17 protein-coding genes are annotated in these 23,075 nt (G+C 66.5%); 11 read left to right on the top strand and 6 right to left on the bottom strand.

The annotated features are described in order from the left end of the window. Positions 1-2: 2 nt before the first annotated feature. Complete coding sequence (locus ACQHGV_RS02450; protein ID WP_440979298.1) at positions 3-1,190, bottom strand: glycosyltransferase; 1,188 nt, start codon at positions 1,188-1,190, stop codon at positions 3-5. 216 nt (positions 1,191-1,406) lie between these two features. Between ACQHGV_RS02450 and ACQHGV_RS02445 the strand changes: the two genes are divergently transcribed. Beyond that, entirely contained in the window at positions 1,407-2,846 is a 1,440-nt protein-coding gene (locus ACQHGV_RS02445; protein ID WP_440980113.1) for a S41 family peptidase, read from the top strand. A 169-nt stretch (positions 2,847-3,015) separates the two neighbouring features. Here the strand turns inward: ACQHGV_RS02445 and ACQHGV_RS02440 are convergent, their stop codons facing one another. Then, positions 3,016-3,840, bottom strand: a complete 825-nt coding sequence (locus ACQHGV_RS02440; protein ID WP_440979297.1) for a phosphoheptose isomerase — start codon at positions 3,838-3,840, stop codon at positions 3,016-3,018. 192 nt (positions 3,841-4,032) lie between these two features. Between ACQHGV_RS02440 and ACQHGV_RS02435 the strand changes: the two genes are divergently transcribed. From ACQHGV_RS02435 to ACQHGV_RS02405, 7 genes are all read left to right on the top strand, one after another. Next, positions 4,033-4,968: an outer membrane protein assembly factor BamD gene (locus tag ACQHGV_RS02435; RefSeq protein WP_440979296.1), complete on the top strand. Its 936-nt coding sequence runs from the start codon at positions 4,033-4,035 to the stop codon at positions 4,966-4,968. A gap of 231 nt (positions 4,969-5,199) precedes the next feature. Continuing rightward, on the top strand, positions 5,200-6,864 hold the full coding sequence (recN, locus tag ACQHGV_RS02430) for a DNA repair protein RecN (RefSeq protein ID WP_440979295.1): 1,665 nt from the start codon (positions 5,200-5,202) through the stop codon (positions 6,862-6,864). Positions 6,865-7,002: 138 nt separating this feature from the next. After that, entirely contained in the window at positions 7,003-7,176 is a 174-nt protein-coding gene (locus tag ACQHGV_RS02425) for a hypothetical protein (RefSeq protein ID WP_440979294.1), read from the top strand. A gap of 64 nt (positions 7,177-7,240) precedes the next feature. Beyond that, positions 7,241-9,373: an NAD-dependent DNA ligase LigA gene (gene ligA / locus ACQHGV_RS02420; protein WP_440979293.1), complete on the top strand. Its 2,133-nt coding sequence runs from the start codon at positions 7,241-7,243 to the stop codon at positions 9,371-9,373. Positions 9,374-9,604: 231 nt separating this feature from the next. Next, on the top strand, positions 9,605-13,090 hold the full coding sequence (locus ACQHGV_RS02415; RefSeq protein WP_440979292.1) for a TonB-dependent receptor: 3,486 nt from the start codon (positions 9,605-9,607) through the stop codon (positions 13,088-13,090). Positions 13,091-13,218: 128 nt separating this feature from the next. Continuing rightward, complete coding sequence (locus ACQHGV_RS02410; RefSeq protein ID WP_440980112.1) at positions 13,219-14,352, top strand: sensor histidine kinase; 1,134 nt, start codon at positions 13,219-13,221, stop codon at positions 14,350-14,352. After that, positions 14,349-15,146 (top strand): LytR/AlgR family response regulator transcription factor, encoded by a 798-nt coding sequence (locus ACQHGV_RS02405; RefSeq protein WP_007406732.1) that lies wholly within the window; start codon positions 14,349-14,351, stop codon positions 15,144-15,146. The genes ACQHGV_RS02410 and ACQHGV_RS02405 overlap by 4 nt, the downstream gene beginning before the upstream one ends. Before the next feature lie 229 nt (positions 15,147-15,375). On the opposite strand, the gene queE is transcribed toward ACQHGV_RS02405, so the two are convergent. The 3 genes from queE to ACQHGV_RS02390 form a co-directional block, all read right to left on the bottom strand. Continuing rightward, a complete protein-coding gene (gene queE / locus ACQHGV_RS02400; RefSeq protein WP_440979291.1) occupies positions 15,376-16,008 on the bottom strand; it encodes a 7-carboxy-7-deazaguanine synthase in 633 nt (210 codons plus the stop codon). Positions 16,009-16,012: 4 nt separating this feature from the next. Then, positions 16,013-16,741 (bottom strand): 7-cyano-7-deazaguanine synthase QueC, encoded by a 729-nt coding sequence (queC, locus tag ACQHGV_RS02395; protein ID WP_276207986.1) that lies wholly within the window; start codon positions 16,739-16,741, stop codon positions 16,013-16,015. Positions 16,742-16,937: 196 nt separating this feature from the next. Beyond that, positions 16,938-17,789 (bottom strand): ABC transporter permease, encoded by an 852-nt coding sequence (locus ACQHGV_RS02390; RefSeq protein WP_183952797.1) that lies wholly within the window; start codon positions 17,787-17,789, stop codon positions 16,938-16,940. 71 nt (positions 17,790-17,860) lie between these two features. Here ACQHGV_RS02390 and ACQHGV_RS02385 point away from each other — a divergent pair, with 71 nt between their 5' ends. Continuing rightward, positions 17,861-18,505 (top strand): GcrA family cell cycle regulator, encoded by a 645-nt coding sequence (locus tag ACQHGV_RS02385; protein WP_440979290.1) that lies wholly within the window; start codon positions 17,861-17,863, stop codon positions 18,503-18,505. A 302-nt stretch (positions 18,506-18,807) separates the two neighbouring features. Here the strand turns inward: ACQHGV_RS02385 and ACQHGV_RS02380 are convergent, their stop codons facing one another. Beyond that, positions 18,808-19,668, bottom strand: coding sequence for an outer membrane protein (locus ACQHGV_RS02380; protein WP_440979289.1), 861 nt, complete (start codon positions 19,666-19,668; stop codon positions 18,808-18,810). Positions 19,669-19,818: 150 nt separating this feature from the next. Between ACQHGV_RS02380 and parE the strand changes: the two genes are divergently transcribed. After that, positions 19,819-21,798, top strand: coding sequence for a DNA topoisomerase IV subunit B (gene parE / locus ACQHGV_RS02375; RefSeq protein ID WP_409789300.1), 1,980 nt, complete (start codon positions 19,819-19,821; stop codon positions 21,796-21,798). Positions 21,799-21,926: 128 nt separating this feature from the next. Further along, entirely contained in the window at positions 21,927-23,048 is a 1,122-nt protein-coding gene (locus tag ACQHGV_RS02370) for a hypothetical protein (RefSeq protein ID WP_440979288.1), read from the top strand. The last annotated feature ends 27 nt before the right edge of the window (positions 23,049-23,075 follow it).

The following is a 23,075-nucleotide window of genomic DNA, read 5'->3' as shown; positions in this document are numbered from 1 at the left end:
CGTTATCGGGGGGCGGAGTCGTTCCGCCGCCCGACCAGTTCGGCCAGATGCGAGTGCAGCGCCGCCGCATTGGCCGGCCAGGTGAAATCGCGCACCGCCGCGCGCACCGTCCAGGGATCGGGCGCCTGAGCCAACACCTCGCCGATCGCCGCCGCGAACGCGCCCGCATCGGCGCTGGCGATCCGCCCCGCCGCGCGACTGGTCACGACATCGCGCGCTCCGCCCGCCGGCGTGATGACGATCGGCGTGCCGCAGGCCAGCGCCTCGACCCAGGCATTGGCCAGCCCTTCGGACACCGACGCCAGCGCCATGACATCGGCCGCGCCGAGCAGCGCGGGCAGGTCATGATGCGGCACCCCGCCGACCAGCCGCACGCGATCGGCGATGCCCAGCCGCCGCGCCCGCGCCGCCAGCGCGTCACGCTCGGCCCCCTCGCCCACGATCATCAGCGTCACGCCGGGCAGCCGCGCCACCGCGTCGATGACGACGCCGTGCCCTTTGCGCGGGATCAGCGCGCCCAGCGACAGGACCAGCGGCCCCGCGACACCCAGCACCCGCTTGGCCTCGATGCGGTCGATCGGCTGGAATCGCGCCTGGTCGACGCCGGTATGATGCACCCGGACATGCTGGCGCGCGACGCCCAATGCGGCGACGTCATCGGCCATGGCGTCGCTGACCGCCAGCAGTCCGTTCGCCGCACGCGCCGCCCGGGCAACCTGCGCACGGGTGGCGGGCGCGTGGCCCCAGTGATGGATGTCGGCCCCGCGCGCCTTGATCGACACCGGCACCCCGTAACGCCGTCCCAGCGCGACGGCGGCGGGGCCGTCGGGGAAGAAGAAGGAGGCGTCGATCACATCGAAACGCTGCTCGGCCCATAAGGCGTCGAGCACCGGCGCCAGCGCGCGGACGAGCGCGGCGACATGGAACCGCCCGCCCGTCCCCGGCAGCGTGACGAAGCGCGGCCGCGACACGTCCAGACCATGCCACGTCTCCCGCAGCGGCAGGGCGGCCTGTACGCGGAAGCGCCCCGCCCGCGCCAGCGGCCAGATCGGCAAGCCGATCGGCGCGACGACGCGCACCGCCACCCCCGGCCGTGCCGACAGCGCCGCCGTCTGTCGTTCGACGAAGACCCCGAAATTGGGCCGGGTCGCATCGGGGAACAGGCTGGACAGGGTCAGGACGTGCAGCATGACGCCTTATACCGACCTCTCCGCCACAAGGCGCGGCTCATTTGCACCGCTTTTTCGGGCGGCACCACCACTCTGGACTAAATTGCGCCAACACTTGCGAGACAAAGATTAGTCGATCGCGGTTCAAGTTATCATCCGTTCATCACCGTGCAATATCGCGCCTGACACAGTCACGCCGATGGGCTATCCAGCCTGTATCTTGTGATGGGGGACATGATGGTGCGATTCGGACGGCTGGGTACGGTGCTGGCGCTGGCGGCGACGCTGGCCGGGTGCGGCGGCGGCGATGGCGGCCAGGTCGTGGCCAATAACGGCGGCACCGGTACGGGCACCAGCGGCGGTTCGATCGACGGCTGTTCGCTGCGCGCCCGCCAGAACTGGGTCGCGGCGCAGTTGAACGAATGGTATCTCTTCCCCGAGACGCTGCCCGCCAGCCTGGACCCCAGCCCCTATTCGAGCGTCAGCGACTATATCGACGCGCTGACCGCCGTCGCACGGTCGCAGCGCAAGGATCGCTATTTCACCTACATCACCTCGATCAAGGAAGAGGAAGCGTTCAACGCGACCGGCGCCGATGCCGGCTTCGGCTTCCGCCTGACCAGTGATTCGAGCCAGACCAAGCTGATGATCGCCGAATCGTTCGAGGGCGGCGCGGCGCTGGCCGCCGGGATCGATCGCGGCACCGAGATCCAGGGCATCGGCACCTCGACCAGCAACATCCGCTCGATCCAGGACATCGTTCGCGCCGATCCCAATAACGGCATCTCCAACGCCCTGGGGCCGGATACGGTCGGCACGGCGCGAGCGCTACGCGTCGCCGATACGGCCGGCAATGTCCGCACCGTCACCCTGACCAAGGCACAGTTCAACCTGCAACCCGTCTCGCCCAATTACGGCACGCAGGTCATCACCGAGAATGGCCAGCGCTATGGCTATATCAACCTGCGCACCTTCATCGACGCCGCCGATCCGCAGCTGCGCGCCGCCTTCTCGACCTTCAAGCAGCAGGGCATCAATCAGGTCATCGTCGATTTCCGCTATAATGGCGGTGGCCGCCTGAGCATCGCGGACCTGTTCAACAACCTGCTGGGCGGCGATCGCCAGACCTCGGACGTGATGGGCTATACCGCCTTCCGCGCCAGCAAGGCGTCGAACAACACCACCACCTTCTTCGCGCCCCAGCCCGAATCGATCGTGCCGACCCGCCTCGCCTTTATCGGCACCGGCGGCACCGCCTCGGCCAGCGAGCTCGTGCTCAACCGCACCCTGCCCTATCTCGGCGCGCGGTCGGGCCTGATCGGCGCGAACACCTATGGCAAGCCGGTGGGGCAGATCGGACTGGACAAGAGCGAGTGCGACGATCGCCTGCGCGTCATCGCGCTTGCGGTACAGAACGCCAACCGCCAGGGCGATTATTATAACGGTCTGGCCAGCACCGTGCCGGCGAGCTGCCGCGCGGGCGACGACCTGACGCGGCGCATGGGCGATCCGCAGGAAGCCTCGACCCGCGCCGCGCTCGACTTCCTGCAGGGCAAGAGCTGCACGCCGATCAGCGCCTCGAGCGCCAGCGCCCAATCGGTGGAGGCCGGCCCGCGCAAGCTGGTCCAGCCGCTGGCCCCTTCACCCGCCCAGCGGGAAGTGCCGGGATATTTCTAAAGGGGGATCGACACTGAGTCTTTCCTCCCCTGCAAGGGGAGGGGGACCATGCGGAGCATGGTGGAGGGGTGTCACCGGTGGCGAGAAAGGTCTTTGCCAACCGGCCGGGACACCCCTCCGTCAGGCCTTCGGCCTGCCACCTCCCCTTACAGGGGAGGATGTAAGGGGATCAAAGCCGCTGCGTGCCCGCATAGGCGAACAGCGCGTCGCCGTCCGACGACAGATGCACCGTCTCGGCACCCGTGACCGTCAGGCACTGGCCCGCCTTGAAGTCCACGCCCGCGACCGAACCGCTGCCGGTGATCGGGATCAGCCAGGCCGTCCGCCCCTCGGGCAGGGCCACCGCATGATCGCCCGCCGCCCAGCGCTCGAGGACGAATTTCGGGCCCTCGACCAGAATGTCGCGCCCCTCGCCCGCCGGCCCCGGCGACACGATCGGCTGGTACGGGGTCAGATGCGCGACATCGACGCCGTCCTCCAGATGCAGCTCGCGGTCGCTGCCATAGTCATAGAGGCGATAGGTCGTCTCGCTATTCTGCTGCACCTCGATCACGGTCAGGCCGGCACCGATCGCGTGGATCGTGCCCGACGGCGCGTAATAGAAATCGCCTTCCTTCACCGGCACCCAGTCGAGATCGTCCTCGACCGACCCGTCCAGCGCGTCGGCGCGCAGCTGCTCCTTGGTCATCGGCGCCTTGGGGCCGAGCGCGATGGTCGAATCGGGCTCGGCGGTCAGGATCGTCCAGCATTCGTCCTTGCCACGCGGCAGGCCCCGCGCCTGCGCCTGTTCATCGTCGGGATGGACCTGCACCGACAGCTTCTCGCTGGTGAACAGATATTTGATCAGCAGGTCGGGCGAGGTGTCGCCCGGTTCCTGGAACCACACCTCGCCGATCGGCGCACCGTCGGCGGGGGCATCCTCGAACCCCGGATACAGGGTGTGACGGCCCCAGGGCTTTTCGACGCGATGGGTATGGAGCAGCGTGGCGGGCATGGGCGACAACCTTTTCGTTCGGGCTCTTCGTTCGGGCGACGGTTCAACCGTCCGGGGGTTGGGCCGTTCCGCCCGTTCGCGCGTCCCATGCCGCGTGCCCCGGCGGGGTTCAAGCGGTCTGTCGTGTCCCACCGCGCGACGATGCGCGCGGGGACTGTTCCCCGCCCTCCGGCTGCGCTAAGGACATGCGCGATGCGTAACCCCCGTTCCCGTGCGCTGTCGCTGGCGCTGATCGCCGCTCTGGCCCTTCCGATCGCGGGTTGCGCCCGCGACCGTACCCGCACCGACCTGCCCTATGTCGCGCGCGACGTGGGCACGCTGTACACCGCCGCCAAGACGCGGCTGGACCAGCACCGGTACAAGGAGGCTGCGCTGCTGTTCGACGAGGTCGAGCGTCAGCACCCCTATTCGATCTGGGCGCGCCGTGCGCAGCTGATGAGCGCCTTCAGCTATTATCTGGGTCGCGAATATACCCAGTCGATCCAGTCGGCGCAGCGCTTCCTGGCGGTCCATCCCGGCAATCGCGATGCGCCTTACGCCTATTATCTGATCGCGCTCGGCTATTACGAGCAGATCCAGGACGTCACCCGCGACCAGAAGATCACCCGCCAGGCGCTCGACGCGCTGGGCGAGCTGATGCGCCGTTATCCCAACACCCGCTATGCCGCCGATGCGCGGTTGAAGGTCGATCTGGTCAACGATCACCTGGCCGGCAAGGAGATGGAGATCGGCCGATTCTATGAGGATCGTCACCAGTGGCTGGCGGCCTCGATGCGGTTCCGCACCGTCATCGACAAGTACCAGACGACCAGCCACACGCCCGAGGCGCTGATGCGGCTGACCGAGACCTATCTGGCGCTGGGTGTGCGCGAAGAGGCGCAGCGCTCGGCCGCCGTGCTGGGCGCCAATTATCCGGGCACCGACTGGTACAACCGCGCCTATAAGCTGATGGGCGAGAACCCGGTGCAGCCGATCCCCGCGATCCAGCCGGGCCAGCCCGTGGTGCCGACAGGTACGCCGGGGTCGGTCAATATCGGCCTGCCGGGCAGCGGCGGCACCGTCACCCCCAGTGCCGCGGCGCCGGGCCGTCCGACCCCGACCGGCAACAACAGCGCACCCACGGGCTGAGCTTTCGCCTATCCTCCCCTGCAAGGGGAGGGGGACCAGCGAAGCTGGTGGAGGGGTGTCCTCGGTCGTGAGATCAGGGTTTCCTCTCCAAGCGGGACACCCCTCCGTCAGGCCTTCGGCCTGCCACCTCCCCTTACAGGGGAGGAATGGATGAATGCTCCCGAACAAATCGGGATCATTTTCGCATCGGGGGGATAACATCGCGCGGCGTTTGGCTTTATATCGCCCGCCATGCTGACCGCATTGTCCATTCGCGATGTCGTGCTGATCGAGGCGCTCGACCTGGATTTCGGCCGGGGCCTGGGTGTCCTGACGGGTGAGACCGGCGCGGGCAAATCGATCCTGCTCGACGCGCTGGGCTTGGCGCTGGGCGGACGCGGCGATAGCGGGCTGGTCCGCCACGGCTCGGCCCAGGCGGTCGTCACCGCCAGCTTCGAGGCGCCCGCCCCCGACAGCCGACTGGCCGCCATTCTGGACGAGGCCGGCATCGAGATCGAACCGGGCGAACCGCTGATCGTCCGACGTCAGGTCAAGGCCGATGGCGGCAGCCGTGGCTTCGTGAACAGCCAGCCCGCCTCCGCCGCGCTGCTGCGTGAGATCGCGCCGTTCCTGGTCGAGATCCACGGCCAGCATGACGATCGCGGCCTGCTGAACCCGCGCGGCCACCGGGCGATGCTCGACAGTTTCGGCCGAATCGACAATCAGGCGGTCGCCGCCGCCTGGGCCCGCCTGCGCGAGGCCGAGACAGCGCTGACCACCGCCCGCGACGAGATCGAGGCAGCGGCGCGCGATCGCGAATGGTTGGAACATGCGGTTGCCGAGCTGACCAAGCTCGCCCCCGAACCCGGCGAGGAAGAGGCGCTGGCCGATCGCCGCCGCTCCATGCAGCGTTCCGAGAAGATCGCGGGCGAACTGGGCGCGATCGAGGAGCATCTCCAAGGGTCGGATGGCGCGCTGGCGGGCCTGCGCCAGGCCGCCCGCGTGCTGGAGCGAATCGGCGAGGACCACCCCATATTGGGCGAGGCGCTGGCCGCCATCGACCGCGCGGTGATCGAGGCGTCGCTGGCCGAGGAGCGGCTGATCGAGGCGCAGCGCGAACTCGCCTATGATCCACGCGCGCTGGAGGACGACGAGGCGCGACTGTTCGAGCTGCGCGGCATGGCCCGCAAGCATCGTGTCCAGCCCGATGATCTGGCCGACCTGACCGAGCAGTTGCGCGGGCGACTCGAGCGGCTCGATGCCGGCGAGGAAGGCATCGGTCGGCTGGAGGCGGCGGTCGCCACCGCCCGCGCCGCCTATGACAAGGCCGCCGCCACCGTATCGAAGGCGCGTTCGGCCGCCGCCGAACGACTCGATCAGGCGGTGAAGAGCGAACTCGCGCCCCTGAGGCTCGACGCGGCGCGCTTCCGCACCATGGTCGTGCCGGTCGAACAATCGGGCTGGTCGGTGGCGGGCAAGGATCGGGTCGAGTTCGAGATCTCCACCAATCCCGGCGCCCCCTTCGCCCCGCTGATGAAGATCGCCAGCGGCGGCGAATTGTCGCGCTTCATCCTCGCGCTGAAGGTCGCGCTGGCTGAGGAAGGCGGCGCATCGACGATGATCTTCGACGAGATCGATCGCGGCGTCGGCGGCGCGGTCGCCTCGGCGATCGGCGACCGGCTCCACCGGCTGGCGCAGCGCACGCAGTTGCTGGTCGTCACCCATAGCCCGCAGGTCGCCGCGCGCGGCGCCGCACATCTGCTGATCGCCAAGAGCCATGAAGGCACCGTCACCCGCACCGGCGTCCGCGCGCTGGCGGCGGATGAGCGGCGCGAGGAGATCGCGCGCATGCTGTCGGGCGCGACCATTACCGACGAGGCGCGCGCGCAGGCGGACCGGCTGATCGAGACCGCCTGAGTTGCACGGCCGAATGCTATTTTATAGCTGAGAAAATAATGGTATACGACGATCGTCAGATGGTCCTGACGGTCATGCTGGAAGCGCCGAATGCCTGTGTCTCCGCTCAAATCCGCCGCGATTGATGACACGAGGGACGTGACCATGCTGACGGCGGAGTTGCGATCCTGCCTGTCGCTGGCCGACAAGCTGAACCTGCCGATGGTCGGCATTCATATCGAACAGGCCTGTGCCTGGCTGGTCGCGAACGGCCATGACGGGATGGCGGGTGCCGGTGACCAGGGCGACCCGCGCCCGGCGCCGATCGGCTGAACCGGTGTCGGCCGCGTCCGCTGCGGCTTGATCCCTTGGCGAATGCTGGACTAGCACAGGCGGCGTGACTGCCCTCCCCGCCTTGCCGCAAACCGATCTCGAAGCCGCCGCCGATCTGGAGGCGCTCGCCCGCGAGATCGCGCATCATAACCGGCTCTACCATACCGAGGACGCGCCCGAGATTTCGGACGCGGACTATGACGCGCTGGTCCGCCGCAACAATGCGATCGAGGCTGCCTTTCCGCATCTGGTCCGCAGCGACTCGCCCAACCGACAGGTCGGCGCCGCCCCGGCCGCGCATCTGGCCAAGGTGCCGCACGCCCGGCCGATGACCAGCCTCGACAACGCGTTCAGCGACGAGGAGGTCGAGGACTTTGTCGGCCGCGTCCGCCGCTATCTGAAGCTACCCGACGACGAACCCGTCGTCCTGACCGCCGAGCCCAAGATTGACGGCCTGTCCTGTTCGCTGCGCTATGTCGACGGCCGGCTGGTCCAGGCGCTGACACGCGGCGACGGCGCGATCGGTGAGGACGTGACCGAGAATGTCCGTACCATCGCCGACATTCCGCAGACCATCCCCGCGCCCGGCGTGTTCGAGGTGCGCGGCGAGGTCTATATGAGCAAGGCCGACTTCACCGCGCTCAACGCCCGCCTCGCCCAGGAGGCGGCGGAGACCGGCAAGGAAGCGCGCCAGTTCGCCAATCCGCGCAACGCCGCCGCCGGCTCGCTGCGCCAGAAGAACACCGCGATCACCGCCGGCCGCCCCTTGCGCTTCCTGGCGCATGGCTGGGGCGAGGCCAGCGAGGTTCCGGTCGAGACGCAGTTCGACATGGTGGAGACGTGGCGTCGCTGGGGCTTCCCCATCGCCGACGCCTTCGCCCGCGTGCCCGATGCCGGTGCCGCGCTCGCCATCTATCGTGCGATCGAGGCGCAGCGGGCCGACCTGCCCTTCGACATCGACGGCGTCGTCTACAAGGTCGACCGGCTCGACTGGCAGGCGCGGCTCGGCATCGTCGGGCGCACGCCGCGCTGGGCGATCGCGCACAAATTCCCGGCCGAGCGCGCGCAGACCACGCTCGAGCGGATCGACATCCAGGTCGGCCGCACCGGCGCGCTGACCCCGGTCGCGCGGCTGGAGGCGGTGACCGTCGGCGGCGTCGTCGTGACCAACGCCACGCTGCACAATGCGGACGAGATCGAGCGGCTGGGCGTTCGCCCGGGCGACCGCGTCGTCCTGCAACGCGCCGGCGACGTCATCCCGCAGATCGTCGAGAACCTGACCCGCGACACCGAACGCGCGCCCTTCGTCTTTCCCGACCACTGCCCCGAATGCGGCAGTCTCGCGACACGCGAGGAGGGCGAGGTCGTCATCCGCTGCACTGGCGGCTTGATCTGCCCGGCGCAGCGGGTCGAGCGGCTGATCCATTTCGTGTCGCGCCATGCGTTCGACATCACCGGCCTCGGCCTGGTCCGTATCGAGGATTTCTTCCGCGACGGCCTGATCGCCTCGCCTGCCGACATCTTCCGTCTGCATCAGCATCGCGAGGCGCTGATCCAGCGCGAGCGCATGTCCGAACTGGTGGTCGACAAGCTGCTGGCGGCGATCGACGCGCGGCGCGACATATCGCTCGACCGCTTCCTCTTCGCGCTGGGCATCCGCCATGTCGGTGAGATCACCGCGCGCGACCTGGCGCGCCGATTCGTCTCGATGGCCGGCTTCCGCGCGATGATCGACGCCGCATTGCAGGTTCGTGCCGATACGGTGCCCGCGCTGGGCGAGCCGGAGCGCAAATACGAACTGCGCCGCCAGCGCGCGATCGTCGCCGCGATCGACACGCCCCAGATCGGCCCCGAGGTCGCCGACGCGCTGCTCGACTTCTTCGCCGAGGAGCATAACCGCGCGGTCGTCGACGACCTGCTGTCCGAGGTGACGCCGGCGGACGTCGTCCACCAGACCCGCGAATCGGACGTCACCGGCAAGACTCTGGTCTTCACCGGCACGCTCGAAACCCTGTCGCGCGACGAGGCCAAGGCGCAGGCGGAGGCGCTGGGCGCGCGCGTATCGGGTTCGGTATCGGCCAAGACCGACCTGGTCATCGCTGGGCCGGGCGCGGGGTCCAAGCTGAAAAAGGCGCAGGACCTGGGCATTCCGGTGATCGACGAGGCCGCCTGGAACGCGCTGGTCGCCGCGAGCTGAGGAAGGACAAGGGGCGCGGCGGCCTTCGAGAAAATCACAGCAATTCAAGCGACATGCACGACGGCCGCCCCCGCCGACCGTTGCCAATCTGCAACGCCCCGCCACGGAGTGAACGCCCCCTGTCGCGCGAATGAATTTTGTCACATAATGGCAATGTTCGTACCGCAGGGGGCCGCTCAACCGAACCGAATAACGGTCGGACCGCGCGCCTGCGCGAAAAGGGGACCTTATATGCGAAATACTCTCTTCCTGAGTGCGGCGGTCGTCGCGCTCGCGATTCCGGCGGCGGTGTCCGCGCAGGAGACGACGTCGACCATCCGTGGTTCGGTGACCGCCAACAGTGCCCCCGTCGTCGGCGCGCAGGTGACCATCACCAACACCGCGAACGGCTCGGTCAGCCGCGCTACCACCGATACGCGCGGCACCTTCCAGGCCACCGGCCTGCTACCCGGCGGTCCCTACACCGTTGCCGTCACCGCCGATGGGTATAACTCGGCGCAGGTCACCGACATCAACACGGTCGTCGCCCAGTCGTTCGAGCTGCCGATCGAGCTGACCACGGCCGATGTCGCGGGCGCCGGCGAAGTCGTCGTCACCGCCTCGCGCCTGCCCAACGCACGCTCGGTCAGCCAGGGTCCGGCAACCGTCCTGAACGCGACGCAGATCGCCAACATCGCCACGGTCAACCGCGACATCCGCGACCTGTCGCGCCGCGATCCGTTCGCGCGCCTCGACGACAGCCCCACGGGCGGCCGCGCCATCTCGTTCGCGGGTCAGAACGCCCGTTACAATCGCTTCTCGGTGGACGGCGTGCCGATCACCGACAATTTCGGTCTGAACACCGACGGCCTGCCCAGCCGCCGCTCGCCGATCCCCTTGGACGCGATCGGCCAGTTCCAGGCGAAGGTCGCTCCCTATGACGTCCGCGAAGGCAACTTCCAGGGCGGGGCGATCAACATCATCCTGAAGTCGGGCACCAACAGCTTCCACGGCACCGGTTTCTACTCGCAGACCAATGACAGCCTGGTCGGCAAGCGCACCAAGGAAGGCCCGGGCATCACGACCGGCCGTGCGCAGATCCCCGATTTCAAGATCGAGAATTACGGTGCCGAGCTGGCCGGCCCGATCATCAAGGACAAGCTGTTCTTCATGGTCGCGGGCGAGCGCCTGCGTGGCGGCCGCCCGATCGCCGAGGGGCCGATCGACAATAATTCGGGCACCGCGATTCCCAACCTGACCCAGGCGCAGGTCGATCAGGTCTCACAGATCGCCAAGAGCATCTATAATTACGACACCGGCGGCGTGCAGCGGAACCTGGGCGACAAGGACGATCGCCTGGTCGCGCGCATCGACGCCAATCTGGCGGACACGCAGCGCCTGTCGTTGACCTACACCTATGCCAACGACGCCATCAACCTGCTGAACAACAGCTTCGCGTCGATCACGACGGGCAGCCCCGGCCTGGGCCTGGCGTCCAACGCCTATATCCAGGGCAACCGCCTGCACACCGGCGTGGCCCAGCTGAACAGCGACTGGTCGGATACGTTCTCGACCGAAATTCGCGGTTTCTATAAGAACTACAAGCGCATCCAACAGCCGCTGCTGGGTCGTGGCTTCGCGCAGTTCCGCGTCTGCACCAATCCGACCAACAGCGTCGTCAGCTCGATCAATCCGACCGTCTCGCCGCTGGGCTGTGAGCGTAGCTCGGCGAGCGAAACCGGCACCGATGCCGTGGTATCGTTCGGTCCGGACAGCTCGCGTCAAACGAACGACCTGCGTACCCAGACCTGGGGTGGCCTCGTCCAGGCGCGCCTGACCATGAACAACCACGACGTCCGGCTGTTCACCGAAATCCAGTTCGTCGACGTGTTCAACGCCTTCCTTCAGAACACCTCGGGCAACTATTATTTCGACTCGATCCAGGACTTCCAGAACCGCCGTGCGAGCTCGTTCGGCTATGGCAATGCCGTTCCGTCGCTCAATCCCAATGATGCGGCCGCGAACTTCAAGTATCAGAGCTACACCTTCGGCGTGATGGACACGTGGCGGATCTCCGACACGTTCAACGTCAGCTACGGCATGCGCTATGACCTGTTCGGTCAGCACGACAATCCGGCCGCCAGCGGCCCGTATCTGTCACGCTACATCAACGGTGCCTATGTCAACGGCCAGATCAAGTCGGTCGGCGGCAACATCACCAACATCTCGGGCTTCAACCTCTTCCAGCCGCGCCTCGGCTTCGACTGGAAGCCCGCTCCGCGCGTCAGCATTCGTGGCGGCGCCGGCATTTTCGGCGGCGGCACCCCCGACGTCTATGTGTCGAACAGCTTCTCGAACACCGGTGTCCTGACCAACGCGATCTCGATCAATCGGACCGCGACCGGCGTGTCGGGCGCGACCACCGATGCCGCCATCGGCAACGCGATCCTGAACGGTGTCACGGGCACGTCGATCCCGAACGCGGCCAACCAGCTGCTGACCAACGCTACGGTGTCGACCGCTTCGCCGGTCAACGCGATCGACCGCAACTTCAAGATGCCGTCGCAGTTCCGCGCGACCCTGACCGGCGAATACACCGCCGATCTCGGCCCGCTGGGCAATGGCTGGACCTTCGGTGCGGACCTCTTCTACTCGAAGGTTCGTCAGCAGGTGTTCTTCACCGACATCCGCTCGATCCCGATCTCGGTCGCCAACCCGGCGGCGGCGGCCAACATCGCGTTCACCCCGGATGGCCGCCTGCGCTATCAGAACGTGATCGACGGTGCTGCCAGCACGAACACCAACAGCGACATCCTTCTGACCAATACCGACAAGGGTCGCTCGATGATCGCGGTCGCCCGCTTCGACAAGTCGTGGGATTCGGGCATCAGCCTCTATGGCAGCTACACCTATCAGGATGTGAAGGATCAGGCGCCGGCGACTTCGTCGACCGCCGGTTCGAACTACTCGAACGGTGCGTTCGTCGACCCGAACAATGTCGCCTATGGCATTTCGAACGATCAGGTGAAGCACCAGTTCAAGTACGGCTTCACCTTCGACCACGCCTTCTTCGGCGACGCCAAGACCTCGTTCGCGCTGTTTGGCGAAACCCGCTCGGGTCACCCGTTCAGCTACACGTTCCAGGACTTCGGCTCGAACCGTTCGGCCGTGTTCGGCACGACCGGCCGCTCGACCGCGACCGGCACGGGTGGCAATCGCTACCTGATGTACGTCCCCACCGTGAACGACACGCTGGTCCAATACAGCTCGGCGGATTTCGCGCAGAAGGTCAATGCCTTCATCGATCAGTCAGGCCTGGGCAAGTATCGTGGCAAGGTCGCGCCGCGCAACGCCTTCCGGTCGCCCTGGTTCACCCGCCTCGACCTGCATGTCGCGCAGGAAATCCCGACGGGTGTCGGGCGCTCGAAGCTGCAGGTGTTCGCGGACATCGAGAACTTCACCAACTTCCTGAACCCCAAGTGGGGCCAGCTGCGTGAGTACGTCTTCCCTTACAACGCCGCCGTTGTTCAGGTGCAGTGCCTGACCACGCCGGGCAACGCGACCCCGGCCGCCGGTGGCACGCCGACCGGCACGGTTGCGGGCAATGCGTCGCAGGCTTGCGCCCAGTATCGCTACTCGCCGCTGGGTGGCACCAACGACTTCGTGAAGCCGACCGATCAGGTTTACGTGAACCAGTCGCTCTACACGATCCGCATCGGCGCGCGCTTCAGCTTCTAAGCCGACGCATCCGCTGACGGACATTCGGGGCCGCCCTTCCTTCGGGAAGGGCGGCCCTTCTTTTTTGGCCCCGCCCCCAATCTTTGCCCTTGCCGGTCAGGCCGTGTAGATGTCGCCCGGCCATGGCCATGCATTCGCCCGTCGCGACCTCCGCCGCTTCACCCGCCGCCTCCGATCCCCTGTCGGTGCGGCCGTTTTTCGAGAACAAGGCGCGTGCCTTCTGGACGCTGCAGGCGGCCGGCTGGTCGGGCTATCTGGTGCTGCGCTCGGTGGTCGGCATCTCCAACGGCTTTTCGCTGGAGAAGATCATCCCCGTGATCATCGAGGCGATCCTGGGCTATTGCATCACCCTGCTGCTCTCGACGCTCTACGGCTATTACCGGCGCATCCCGCGCATCATGGGGGTGTTCCTGACGCTGGCGACGCTGGCGGCGGCGACGTTCCTCTATGCGGCACTCAACGCCTTTTCCTTCTCGTTCATCACCACGACCCAACCAGGGGTCACCGTCACGCTGCTGATCGGCAATCTGTTCATCACCTTCGTCGTGCTGGCGGGCTGGTCGGCGCTCTATTTCGCGATCAACTATTATCTGATCGTCGAGAGCCAGATCGACGAGATGCGCGCGCTGGAATTGCAGGCCTCCTCGGCGCAGCTGGCGATGCTGCGTTATCAGCTCAACCCGCATTTCCTGTTCAACACGCTCAATTCCATCTCGACGCTGGTGCTGCTCAAGCAGACCGAGCGGGCCAATGCGATGTTAAGCCGGCTGTCAGCCTTTCTGCGCTACACGCTGGCGAACGAACCCACGGCGCATGTGACCGTGGCGCAAGAGGTTGAAACCTTGAAACTCTATCTCGAAATTGAGAAGATGCGCTTCGAGGATCGCCTGCGCCCGAGTTTCGAGATCGACCCGCGCGCCGAACGCGCCCGACTGCCCTCGCTGCTGCTGCAGCCGCTGGTCGAGAATGCCATCAAATACGCCGTCACGCCGCAGGAGGAAGGCGCGGAAATCCGCGTCGATGTGCGACTGGTCGGGCAACGGGTGCGGATCGCCGTATCGGATACCGGCCCCGGCTTGCACGAGACCCGTCATTCCTCAAGCGTTTCGACCGGCGTCGGACTGTCCAATATCCGCGAACGACTGGCCCAGGCTTATGGCCCGGACCATCGTTTCGAATCCCGCTCCGCGCCGGCTGGTGGGTACTCGGTCGAGATCGAGATCCCGTTCCAGCTCGAGAATGTGAATAGAGAGGCCGCATGACCATCCGTACCATCCTCGTCGACGACGAGCCCCTGGCGATCCAGGGACTGGAGATCAGGCTCCAGGCGCACGACGACGTCGAGATCATCGAGCGCTGCTCGAACGGGCGCGAGGCGATCCGCGCGATCAAGACGCACAAGCCCGACCTCGTCTTCCTCGACATCCAGATGCCGGGTTTCGACGGCTTTTCGGTGATCCAGGGCCTGATGGAGGTCGAGCCGCCGCTGTTCGTCTTCGTCACCGCCTATTCCGACCATGCTCTCCGCGCGTTCGAGGCACAGGCGGTCGATTATTTGATGAAGCCGGTCGAGGAGGCGCGGCTCGCCGACACGCTGGACCGCGTGCGCCAGCGCCTGAACGAGAAGCGCGGCGCGGGCGAGGTCGAGAAGCTGAAGGAAGTGCTCGCCGAACATGCGCCGGAAGCGGTCGCCGACCTGAACGAAGGCGGCGAGGTCGCGTCGAGCCGGTTCGAGAAGCTCATCAACATCAAGGATCGCGGCCAGATCTTCCGCGTCGATGTCGACACGATCGAGATGATCGAGGCGGCGGGCGATTATATGGTCATCAACACCGGCGACAACTCGCTGGTCCTGCGCGAGACGATGAAAGACCTGGAGAAGCGGCTCGATCCGCGCCGGTTCCAGCGGGTGCACCGGTCGACCATCGTGAATCTGGACCTGGTCAAGCAGGTGAAGCCGCACACCAATGGCGAATGCTTCCTGCTGCTCGAATCGGGGGCGCAGGTGAAGGTGTCGCGTAGCTACCGCGACGTGGTGGCGCGGTTCGTTCACTGAGGTCCCCGCCCCGTTCGCACTGAGCGAAGTCGAAGTGCACGTTCCGCGCTGGGTTGGCGTGCGTGGCGTGGCCTTCGACTTCGCTCAGGCTGAACGGAGCTTTGGACTGAACCTCCAACAGCCGTTCACGCTGAGCCCTTCGGCTGGCTGGCAAGCCAGCCGCTCAGGATAAACTTCGGCGCATAGCGCCGAAGTCGAAGCGCATGCCCAGACGCCAACCAAGTGCCCCCTACCGCAACCCCAGCATCTTGTGCGTCTGAAGCGTCAACCGCCAGCGCGGCCGCTCCATGACCATCGCAATACACGCCTCGCGATTCGCCTCCGCCCGAGGGTCGTCGAGCGGCTGGAGCAGGTGGTTCGCAAAGTCCCAGCCCTCGACCTCGACCGGGTCGATCCCCGCCTGAGGCCAGACCAGCTTCAGCTCCTGCCCCGAACGCTGAACGACCTCCGACCCCGCCTTGGGGCTGATGCACACCCAGTCGATGCCCGGATGCGCCGCGATCGTGCCGTTGCTCTCGATCGCGATGAAGAAACCCGCGGCATGCAAGCCATGGACCAGCGCATCATCGACCTGAAGCATCGGCTCGCCCCCGGTCAGCACCACGAAACGCTCGTCCCGCTCAATGCCCCAGAACCCCTCGACCGCCGCGACCAGCGCGGCCGCATCGGCGAAACGCCCGCCGCCCAGGCCATCGACGCCGACGAAATCGGTGTCGCAGAACCGGCAGATCGCGCTCGCCCGGTCCTGCTCGCGGCCCGACCATAGGTTGCAGCCGGCGAAGCGCACGAACACCGCGCGCCGCCCGGCCTGCACGCCCTCGCCCTGGAGCGTCAGGAACATCTCCTTGACGGCGTAGCTCACCGGATCAGCCCTGCGGCTTGACCGCATAGGCGGTGGGGTCGGGGATACCCGCTTCCTCGAAACCCTTGGAGCGCAGGCGGCAGCTGTCGCATTCGCCGCAATGCAGCCCCTCGGGCGTCGGGTCGTAGCAGGACCAGCTCAGCCCCATATCGACGCCCAGTCGCGTGCCTTCGCGCACGATATCGGCCTTGGTCATGTGCTGGAGCGGCGCGTGGATCTTGAACGGCTGCCCCTCGACACCCGCCTTGGTTGCGATCTCCGCCAGGCTCTCGAACCCCGCGATGAACTCCGGCCGGCAGTCAGGATAGCCCGAATAGTCCAGCGCATTGACGCCGATGAACAGGTCACGCGCGCCCGCCGCCTCGGCCCAGCCCAATGCGAGGCTCAGGAAAATCGTGTTGCGCGCGGGCACATAGGTGACCGGAATGCCCGGCTGCACGCCGTCCTTGGGCACATCGATGTCGGCGGTCAGCGCCGAGCCGCCAAAGGCCGACAGGTCGAGCGGCAGGACGATGTGGCGTTCGGCGCCCAGTGCCTCAGCGACTCGCGCGGCGGCGGCAAGTTCGACCTTGTGGCGCTGGTTGTAATCAACCGACAACGCGAGCACGCGATAGCCGGCGGCCTTGGCCGAAGCAGCGGAAATCATCGAGTCCAGCCCGCCCGAAACGAGCACGACCGCCATGGGAGCAGAAGATGTCATGATGGGCGCGACCGCTACGCCGATTGCCGCCATCTTGCAATGGCGAGCGTCTAAAGACCTGTGACGGTGGCAAAAAATCGGGACCGCGACACGCCCGTTCGGGGCCGACGGTCCCGTTCAGGACCTGACACCGGGCATGCTGAAGACCCGGACAAGGGAGAGTCCACTGCTGAAGTGGAAGCCATGCGCTATCACGCGGCCGGTAAAGACCGCGTTAAACCGGTCCGCCTCAGTTCTTGAGCTTCCAGCCTTTGCGCAGCAGCGCATAGCAGAGGACGGCCATCACCACGTCGATGCCGAGAACCACGAACCCGCCCAGCGTCACCGGCGAGTCGGCCAGGCCCAGAAAGCCGTATCGAAAGCCGGAAATGACGTAGAAGAACGGGTTGGCATGGCTGATCGCGCGGAACGCCGGTGCCAGGCCATCGACCGAGTAGAAGGTGCCCGACAGCAGCGACAGCGGCACGACGACGAAATTGGTGACCGCGGCGGCATGGTCGAACTTCTCCGCCCAGATCGAGGTCAACACACCCAGCAGCGCCAGGAAGATCGAGCCGAGCAGCCCGAACCACAGCACCGCGAAAAAGGCGTGGGGGGTGACATGCACGCCCGGCCAGATGACCATCGCCACCCAGACGGTCACGCCGACCAGCACCGCGCGCGTCACCGCACCGCCGACCAGCGCGGCCAGCAGCTCGGCGGTGGACAGCGGCGGCATCAGGTAATCGACGATCGTGCCCTGAATCTTGCCGACCAACAGCGAAAAGCTGGCATTGGCGAAGGCGTTGTTCATCATGCCCATGACGATCAGGCCCGGCGCGATGAAATCGGCGAACGGCACCTGCGCGCCCGCGACCGGCACGGCGTGACGCCCGCCCAGCGCGGTGGTGAAAATGATCAGATACAACAGCGTCGTGACCGCCGGTGCCCAGATCGTCTGGAGCTGCACCTTGAAGAACCGGCGCACCTCCTTGATATAGAGGGTTCGAAGGCCGCCCCAGTTGATGTTCCGGATCACGGGCTCACCGGGGGCGGCGCGTATAGCGGACGGGATTTCGCCGATTGGGGGCTGGCTGCTCATCGCAATAGCGCGTAACCGCTGCCGTGCCCGCCCGCAACCCGGTGCGATGATGAAGTGAGGAAAGGTTTCGAATGTCGTGGACCGATGAGCGGATCGATACGCTCCGGACGATGTGGGAAGCGGGTCAGACCGCCAGCCAGATCGCCGAAGCCCTGGGCGGGGTCAGCCGCAACGCCGTGATCGGCAAGGCGCATCGCCTGGGCCTGCAGGCGCGCCCGTCGCCGGTCCGCGCCAATGAGCCGGCCGCCGTGGAGACGCCGGCGCCCGCGCCCGTCGCGCCGGCACCGGTCGTCGAGCCCGAACCCGAACCCGTTCAGCCCGAACCGGCCGTCGAAGCGGCGCCCGAACCCGCCGCCGAGCCGGCGCGCGAACCGCAGCAGCCGGTGCTCCGCTCGGTTGGCCCGGGCGGCTTCGTGCGCCAATCGCCGGGCGAGCAGCAGCCCCCGCCCTCGCCCGCCCCGCCGCGCCGCCTGGTCCCCGCCAAGCCGAGCGCGGAGATCGCGGGCAAGACCTCGCTGCTCGATCTGAACGACCGCATCTGCAAGTGGCCGATCGGCCATCCGGGCGAGCCGGACTTCCACTTTTGCGGCGATAAGGTGAATCCGGGCTTCCCCTATTGCGTCGCGCATTGCGGCCACGCCTATCAGGCGCAGCTGCCCCGCCGCGACCGCCGTCCGCCGCCGCCCCTCCCCTTTGGCGGCCCGCGCGTCCGCTGATTCGAGGCCGATGAGAAAAGCCCGCCGGTTTCGCGACCGGCGGGCTTTTTCGTGGCTGGCTGATTCCGTTGGCCTTCGACTTCGCTCAGGCTGAACGGGGTTTGGGGAATACCTGCCGAGTTCGGGGGCAGCCCAAACCTCCGTTCAGCCTGAGCGAAGTCGAAGGCCACGCCCCGCGCTCCGCAAACCCATTCACACGGAGCAAAATCGAAGCGCACGCCGCGCCGCGAAACGAAAAAGGGCGGCCTCCGTGGAAACCGCCCCCCTTTACGTCACCGGGGCGTGAACCCCGACAGGTCCGATCAGAACCGGAACGCCGCCGTCGCGCGCAAGCTGTGCCAGCGGAACTTGTCGTCCGACCGACGAATGTCGGTGCCGGTGGTGTTGGGCGTCAGCACGAACGGATTGTTCGCCGCGGCCGACCCTTGCGTCACCCGCACGCGCGTATCGTCGTCGCGATACTGGTGGTACATATATTCCATGCCGATCGAGAAGTTGCGGCCGATCTTCTGCTCGATACCGCCACCGCCGAGGAAGCCGAACTGGTTGCGGTCGCCGCTGATCGCAAAGGCGTTGGCGCCGTTCGAGGTCGCGAACTCGCGATTGATGCGGGCATAGCCGCCGCCGAAGGTGCCGTAGAACAGCGTCTTGTTCGCCGCATAGCCCAGGCGACCACGGACCGAGGCTTCCCAGTCGATGCTGCGCGTGAAGGTGTACCAGGCCGGCGTGGTCGAGAAGCCCGACACGCTGTCGGTAATCTCGGACTTACCGAATTCGCCGACGACACCGTACACGATGTTGCCCGCCTGATGGTCCAGGCCGACGCGGCCATAATAGGCGATGCCGTCCTTGTCGTTGTCGCAACCCGTCGCGCCGTTCTGCGGCGAGATGGTGCTGCGCGCGCGACCGTTGCAGAAACCGGGCGAGAAGGCGTTGGCGCCGGCCGCCGTGGTCACGACGTCGCCGAAGCGGCCATCTAGGTTGCGATCGAACAGCAGGCGCGAGCCGACATCGTTGGGCTGCACGTCATAGCCGAAGCTGCCGCCGACATAGGCACCCGAGAAGGGCGCGACATCGTCATCGGCCGCATAGCTATCCTGCGCCAGCGCCGGCGCGGCGAACAGCGCCGTGGCGGCGACGCCCGCCATCCAAAACTTGAACATAAACACTCCCATACCCTTGGCTTAAGGTGCCGGTGGAACGGGCGGCGGGCGCGGAATATCCCGCCGGTTAATCTGGGCAAAGTTTTGTTGCATTTGCGCCACGCCACCCGGTGCTGGCGCATGGGCTCCACACCCCCTATAGTTCCCGTTATGTCCAATGATCTGTTCGCGGGCGGCGCCCGCCCCCAACCCGCCTATGACGCCTCCTCGATCGAGGTGCTGGAGGGGCTGGAGCCGGTGCGTCGCCGGCCGGGCATGTATATCGGCGGCACCGACGAGCGCGCGCTGCACCATCTGGCGGCCGAAGTGCTCGACAATGCGATGGACGAGGCGGTGGCAGGCCATGCCACCCGGATCGAGGTGAAGCTGGAGCCGGGCAACCGCCTGACCATCGTCGACAATGGTCGCGGCATCCCGGTCGACCCGCACCCCAAATTCCCCGACAAGTCGGCGCTGGAGGTCATTCTCTCGACCCTCCACTCGGGCGGCAAGTTCACCGGCAAGGCCTATGCGACGTCCGGCGGCCTGCACGGCGTCGGCATCTCGGTGGTCAACGCGCTGTCGTCGGACACGGTGGTCGAGGTGGCGCGCGAACGTATCCTCTATCGCCAGCGTTTCGCCAAGGGCGCGACGCTCGGTCCGCTGGAGACGGTGGGCGCGGCCCCCAATCGACGCGGCACCAGCGTCGCCTTCACCCCCGATACCGAGATTTTCGGCCCCGAACTCGCCTTCAAGCCGGCGCGGCTGCACAAGCTGGTCCGCTCCAAGGCCTATTTGTTCGCGGGCGTCGAAATCCGCTGGCATTGTGCGCCCTCGCTGATCACCGATGACACGCCGGCGGACGCGGTATTCCAGTTCCCCGGCGGCCTCGCCGACCATCTGAAGGAGCAGCTGGGCGGCCGCGAATGCGCCACCGCCGATGCCTTTTCCGGCAATCAGGACTTTCCGGGCGAACAGGGCCGAGTCGAATGGGCGGTCGCATGGCCGCTGTGGAGCGACGGCAGCTATAGCTGGTATTGCAACACCATCCCGACCCCCGATGGCGGCACCCATGAACAGGGCCTGCGCCAGGCGCTGGTGCGGGGCCTGCGCGCGTTCGGCGAATTGGTGAACCAGAAAAAGGCCAAGGACATCACCGCCGACGACGTCATGGTCGGCTCCGAACTGATGCTCTCGGTCTTCATCCGCGAACCGCAATTCCAGAGCCAGACCAAGGATCGCCTCACCAGCCCCGAAGCGGCGGGTCTGGTCGAAAAGGCGGTGCGCGACCATTTCGACCATTATCTCTCGGCCAATATGGAGCGCGGCAAGGCGCTGCTCGGCTATGTGCTCGACCGGATGGACGAGCGCCTGCGCCGCAAGGCCGAGCGTGAGGTCAAGCGCAAGACTGCCACGTCCGCGCGCAAGCTGCGCCTGCCCGGCAAGCTGACCGACTGTTCGGCGGACAGCCCCGAGGGCACCGAGCTGTTCATCGTCGAGGGCGACTCGGCGGGCGGCTCGGCGAAACAGGCGCGCGACCGTAAGACGCAGGCGATCCTGCCGATCCGCGGCAAGATCCTGAACGTCGCATCCGCCACCTCGACCAAGATCCTGCAGAATCAGGAGATTGCCGACCTGACGCTGGCGATGGGCTGCGGCACGCGCAAGGATTGCGACCCGACCCAGCTGCGCTACGAAAAGATCGTCATCATGACCGACGCAGACGTGGACGGCGCGCATATCGCCACGCTGCTGATGACCTTCTTCTTCCAGGAAATGCCCGACCTGGTCCGGCGCGGGCACCTCTATCTCGCCCAGCCGCCGCTCTATCGCCTGACCGTCGGCGCCAAGTCGCTCTACGCCCGCGACGACGCCCACCGCGCCGAGTTGGAGCGCACCGCGTTCAAGGGCAAGAAGGTCGACGTCGCGCGCTTCAAGGGCCTGGGCGAGATGAACCCCGGCCAGCTGCGCGAAACGACGATGGACCCGTCGAGCCGCAGCCTGATCCGCATCACCCTGCCCCAGGAATATGAGGAACGCGCGGGCGTGAAGGATCTGGTCGACCGGCTGATGGGCAACAACCCCGCGCACCGGTTTGCGTTCATTCAGGAGAATGCGGCGCGGCTCGATGAAGAGGTGATCGACGCCTGAGCACTGGCGCACCAATTCACATTTTGTAACTTGCACGATCGACGAGATCGATACGAATATTCTTCTCCCATCCGGCGTTGATCATGCGACCGACTCGCGTCGGCGCGCTGGGAGAAGGAATTCGGCCGATGATCCTGCTGACGCTGCTTCTGCAATCGCAATTCACCCTGCCCATCCCGGTCGAGAATGGGCCGACCGTCGTCGTAACGGCGGACAGTTTGACCCAGACCAAGAAGGCGCTGGACGATTGCCTGGCGCATCGATGCCCGCCGAAGGAGGATATCGCCCGGTCGCTGGCCTATGCCGAGATGCAGTTCCTGACCGGCAACTACCAAGGCAGCTACCGCACGCTGCTGTCGTCGCGCGGTCGGAACGGTCGCTATGATTCGATGCTGCCCAAGGAGGTCGCCGATCTCCACCGCGCGACCAGCCGTCTGGCGCGGCTGAACGGCGTTCCGACCAACCCCCGCGTCAATGCGGCCGATGCCGTCTATGCCCTGCGGGCCGGACTGCCTGCGAACGATCCCGCCATCCTTGCCCAACGGCTGGAGGTAGGTGACGAACTGGCGCGGGAGGGGCGAGCCGAGGGCGCGTTCCAACATTATGACTGGGTGGCGCGCGAGGCGGACAAGATTCGGGATTTCGATCTGGTGGGGCAGGCCTATCTGCGCGCGGCGGTTCTGCAGAGCGCGCTGGGTTCGCTTTATCCCGAATATCGGACTCGTGCGCGGGACATGGCCGAGCGAATCCTGAACCGCCCCGAGCCGGAAATGCTGCCCTATCGCAACGCCGCGCGGGCGATCCGGATTCAACTGGCCGACGAGAAGGACCGCGCCGCCGTCGCCGACCGGGTGGTGGCGGAGATGGAACCGGGGCAGACCGGCCGTCAGATGCTGGTATTCTCGCCCTCGATCCGACAAGAGGAACTGCATTTCGGCTCGGCGCCGGGACAGGAAAAAGCCAACTTCGTCGATTTCAGCTATCGGATCACACCGGACGGGCATGTCGTCGACATTACGCCCCAGAATATCAGCGATCGGATTCCCGCTCAGTGGATCGACGTGGTCAGTCAGAAACTGGCGATGCGTCGCTATACGCCCAGAAACGACAGCGATCCGCGAAAGGGGCAGCGACTGGAACGGTTCAGCATCATATCGCCCCAGGCCACATATAAGGGGTCACGGATGCGCAGCAGGGCCGCGACCTGGGAACTCAACACCTTCGATCTGACGACCGACACCACAAGCTGACGTGCCCCGACGCGTTGACGCGAACGC

This window comes from Sphingomonas pseudosanguinis, assembly GCF_052056765.1.
GTDB lineage: Bacteria > Pseudomonadota > Alphaproteobacteria > Sphingomonadales > Sphingomonadaceae > Sphingomonas > Sphingomonas pseudosanguinis.
The sequence above is the reverse complement of the archived record's forward strand: the minus strand, read 5'-3'. Positions and strand labels throughout refer to the sequence as shown.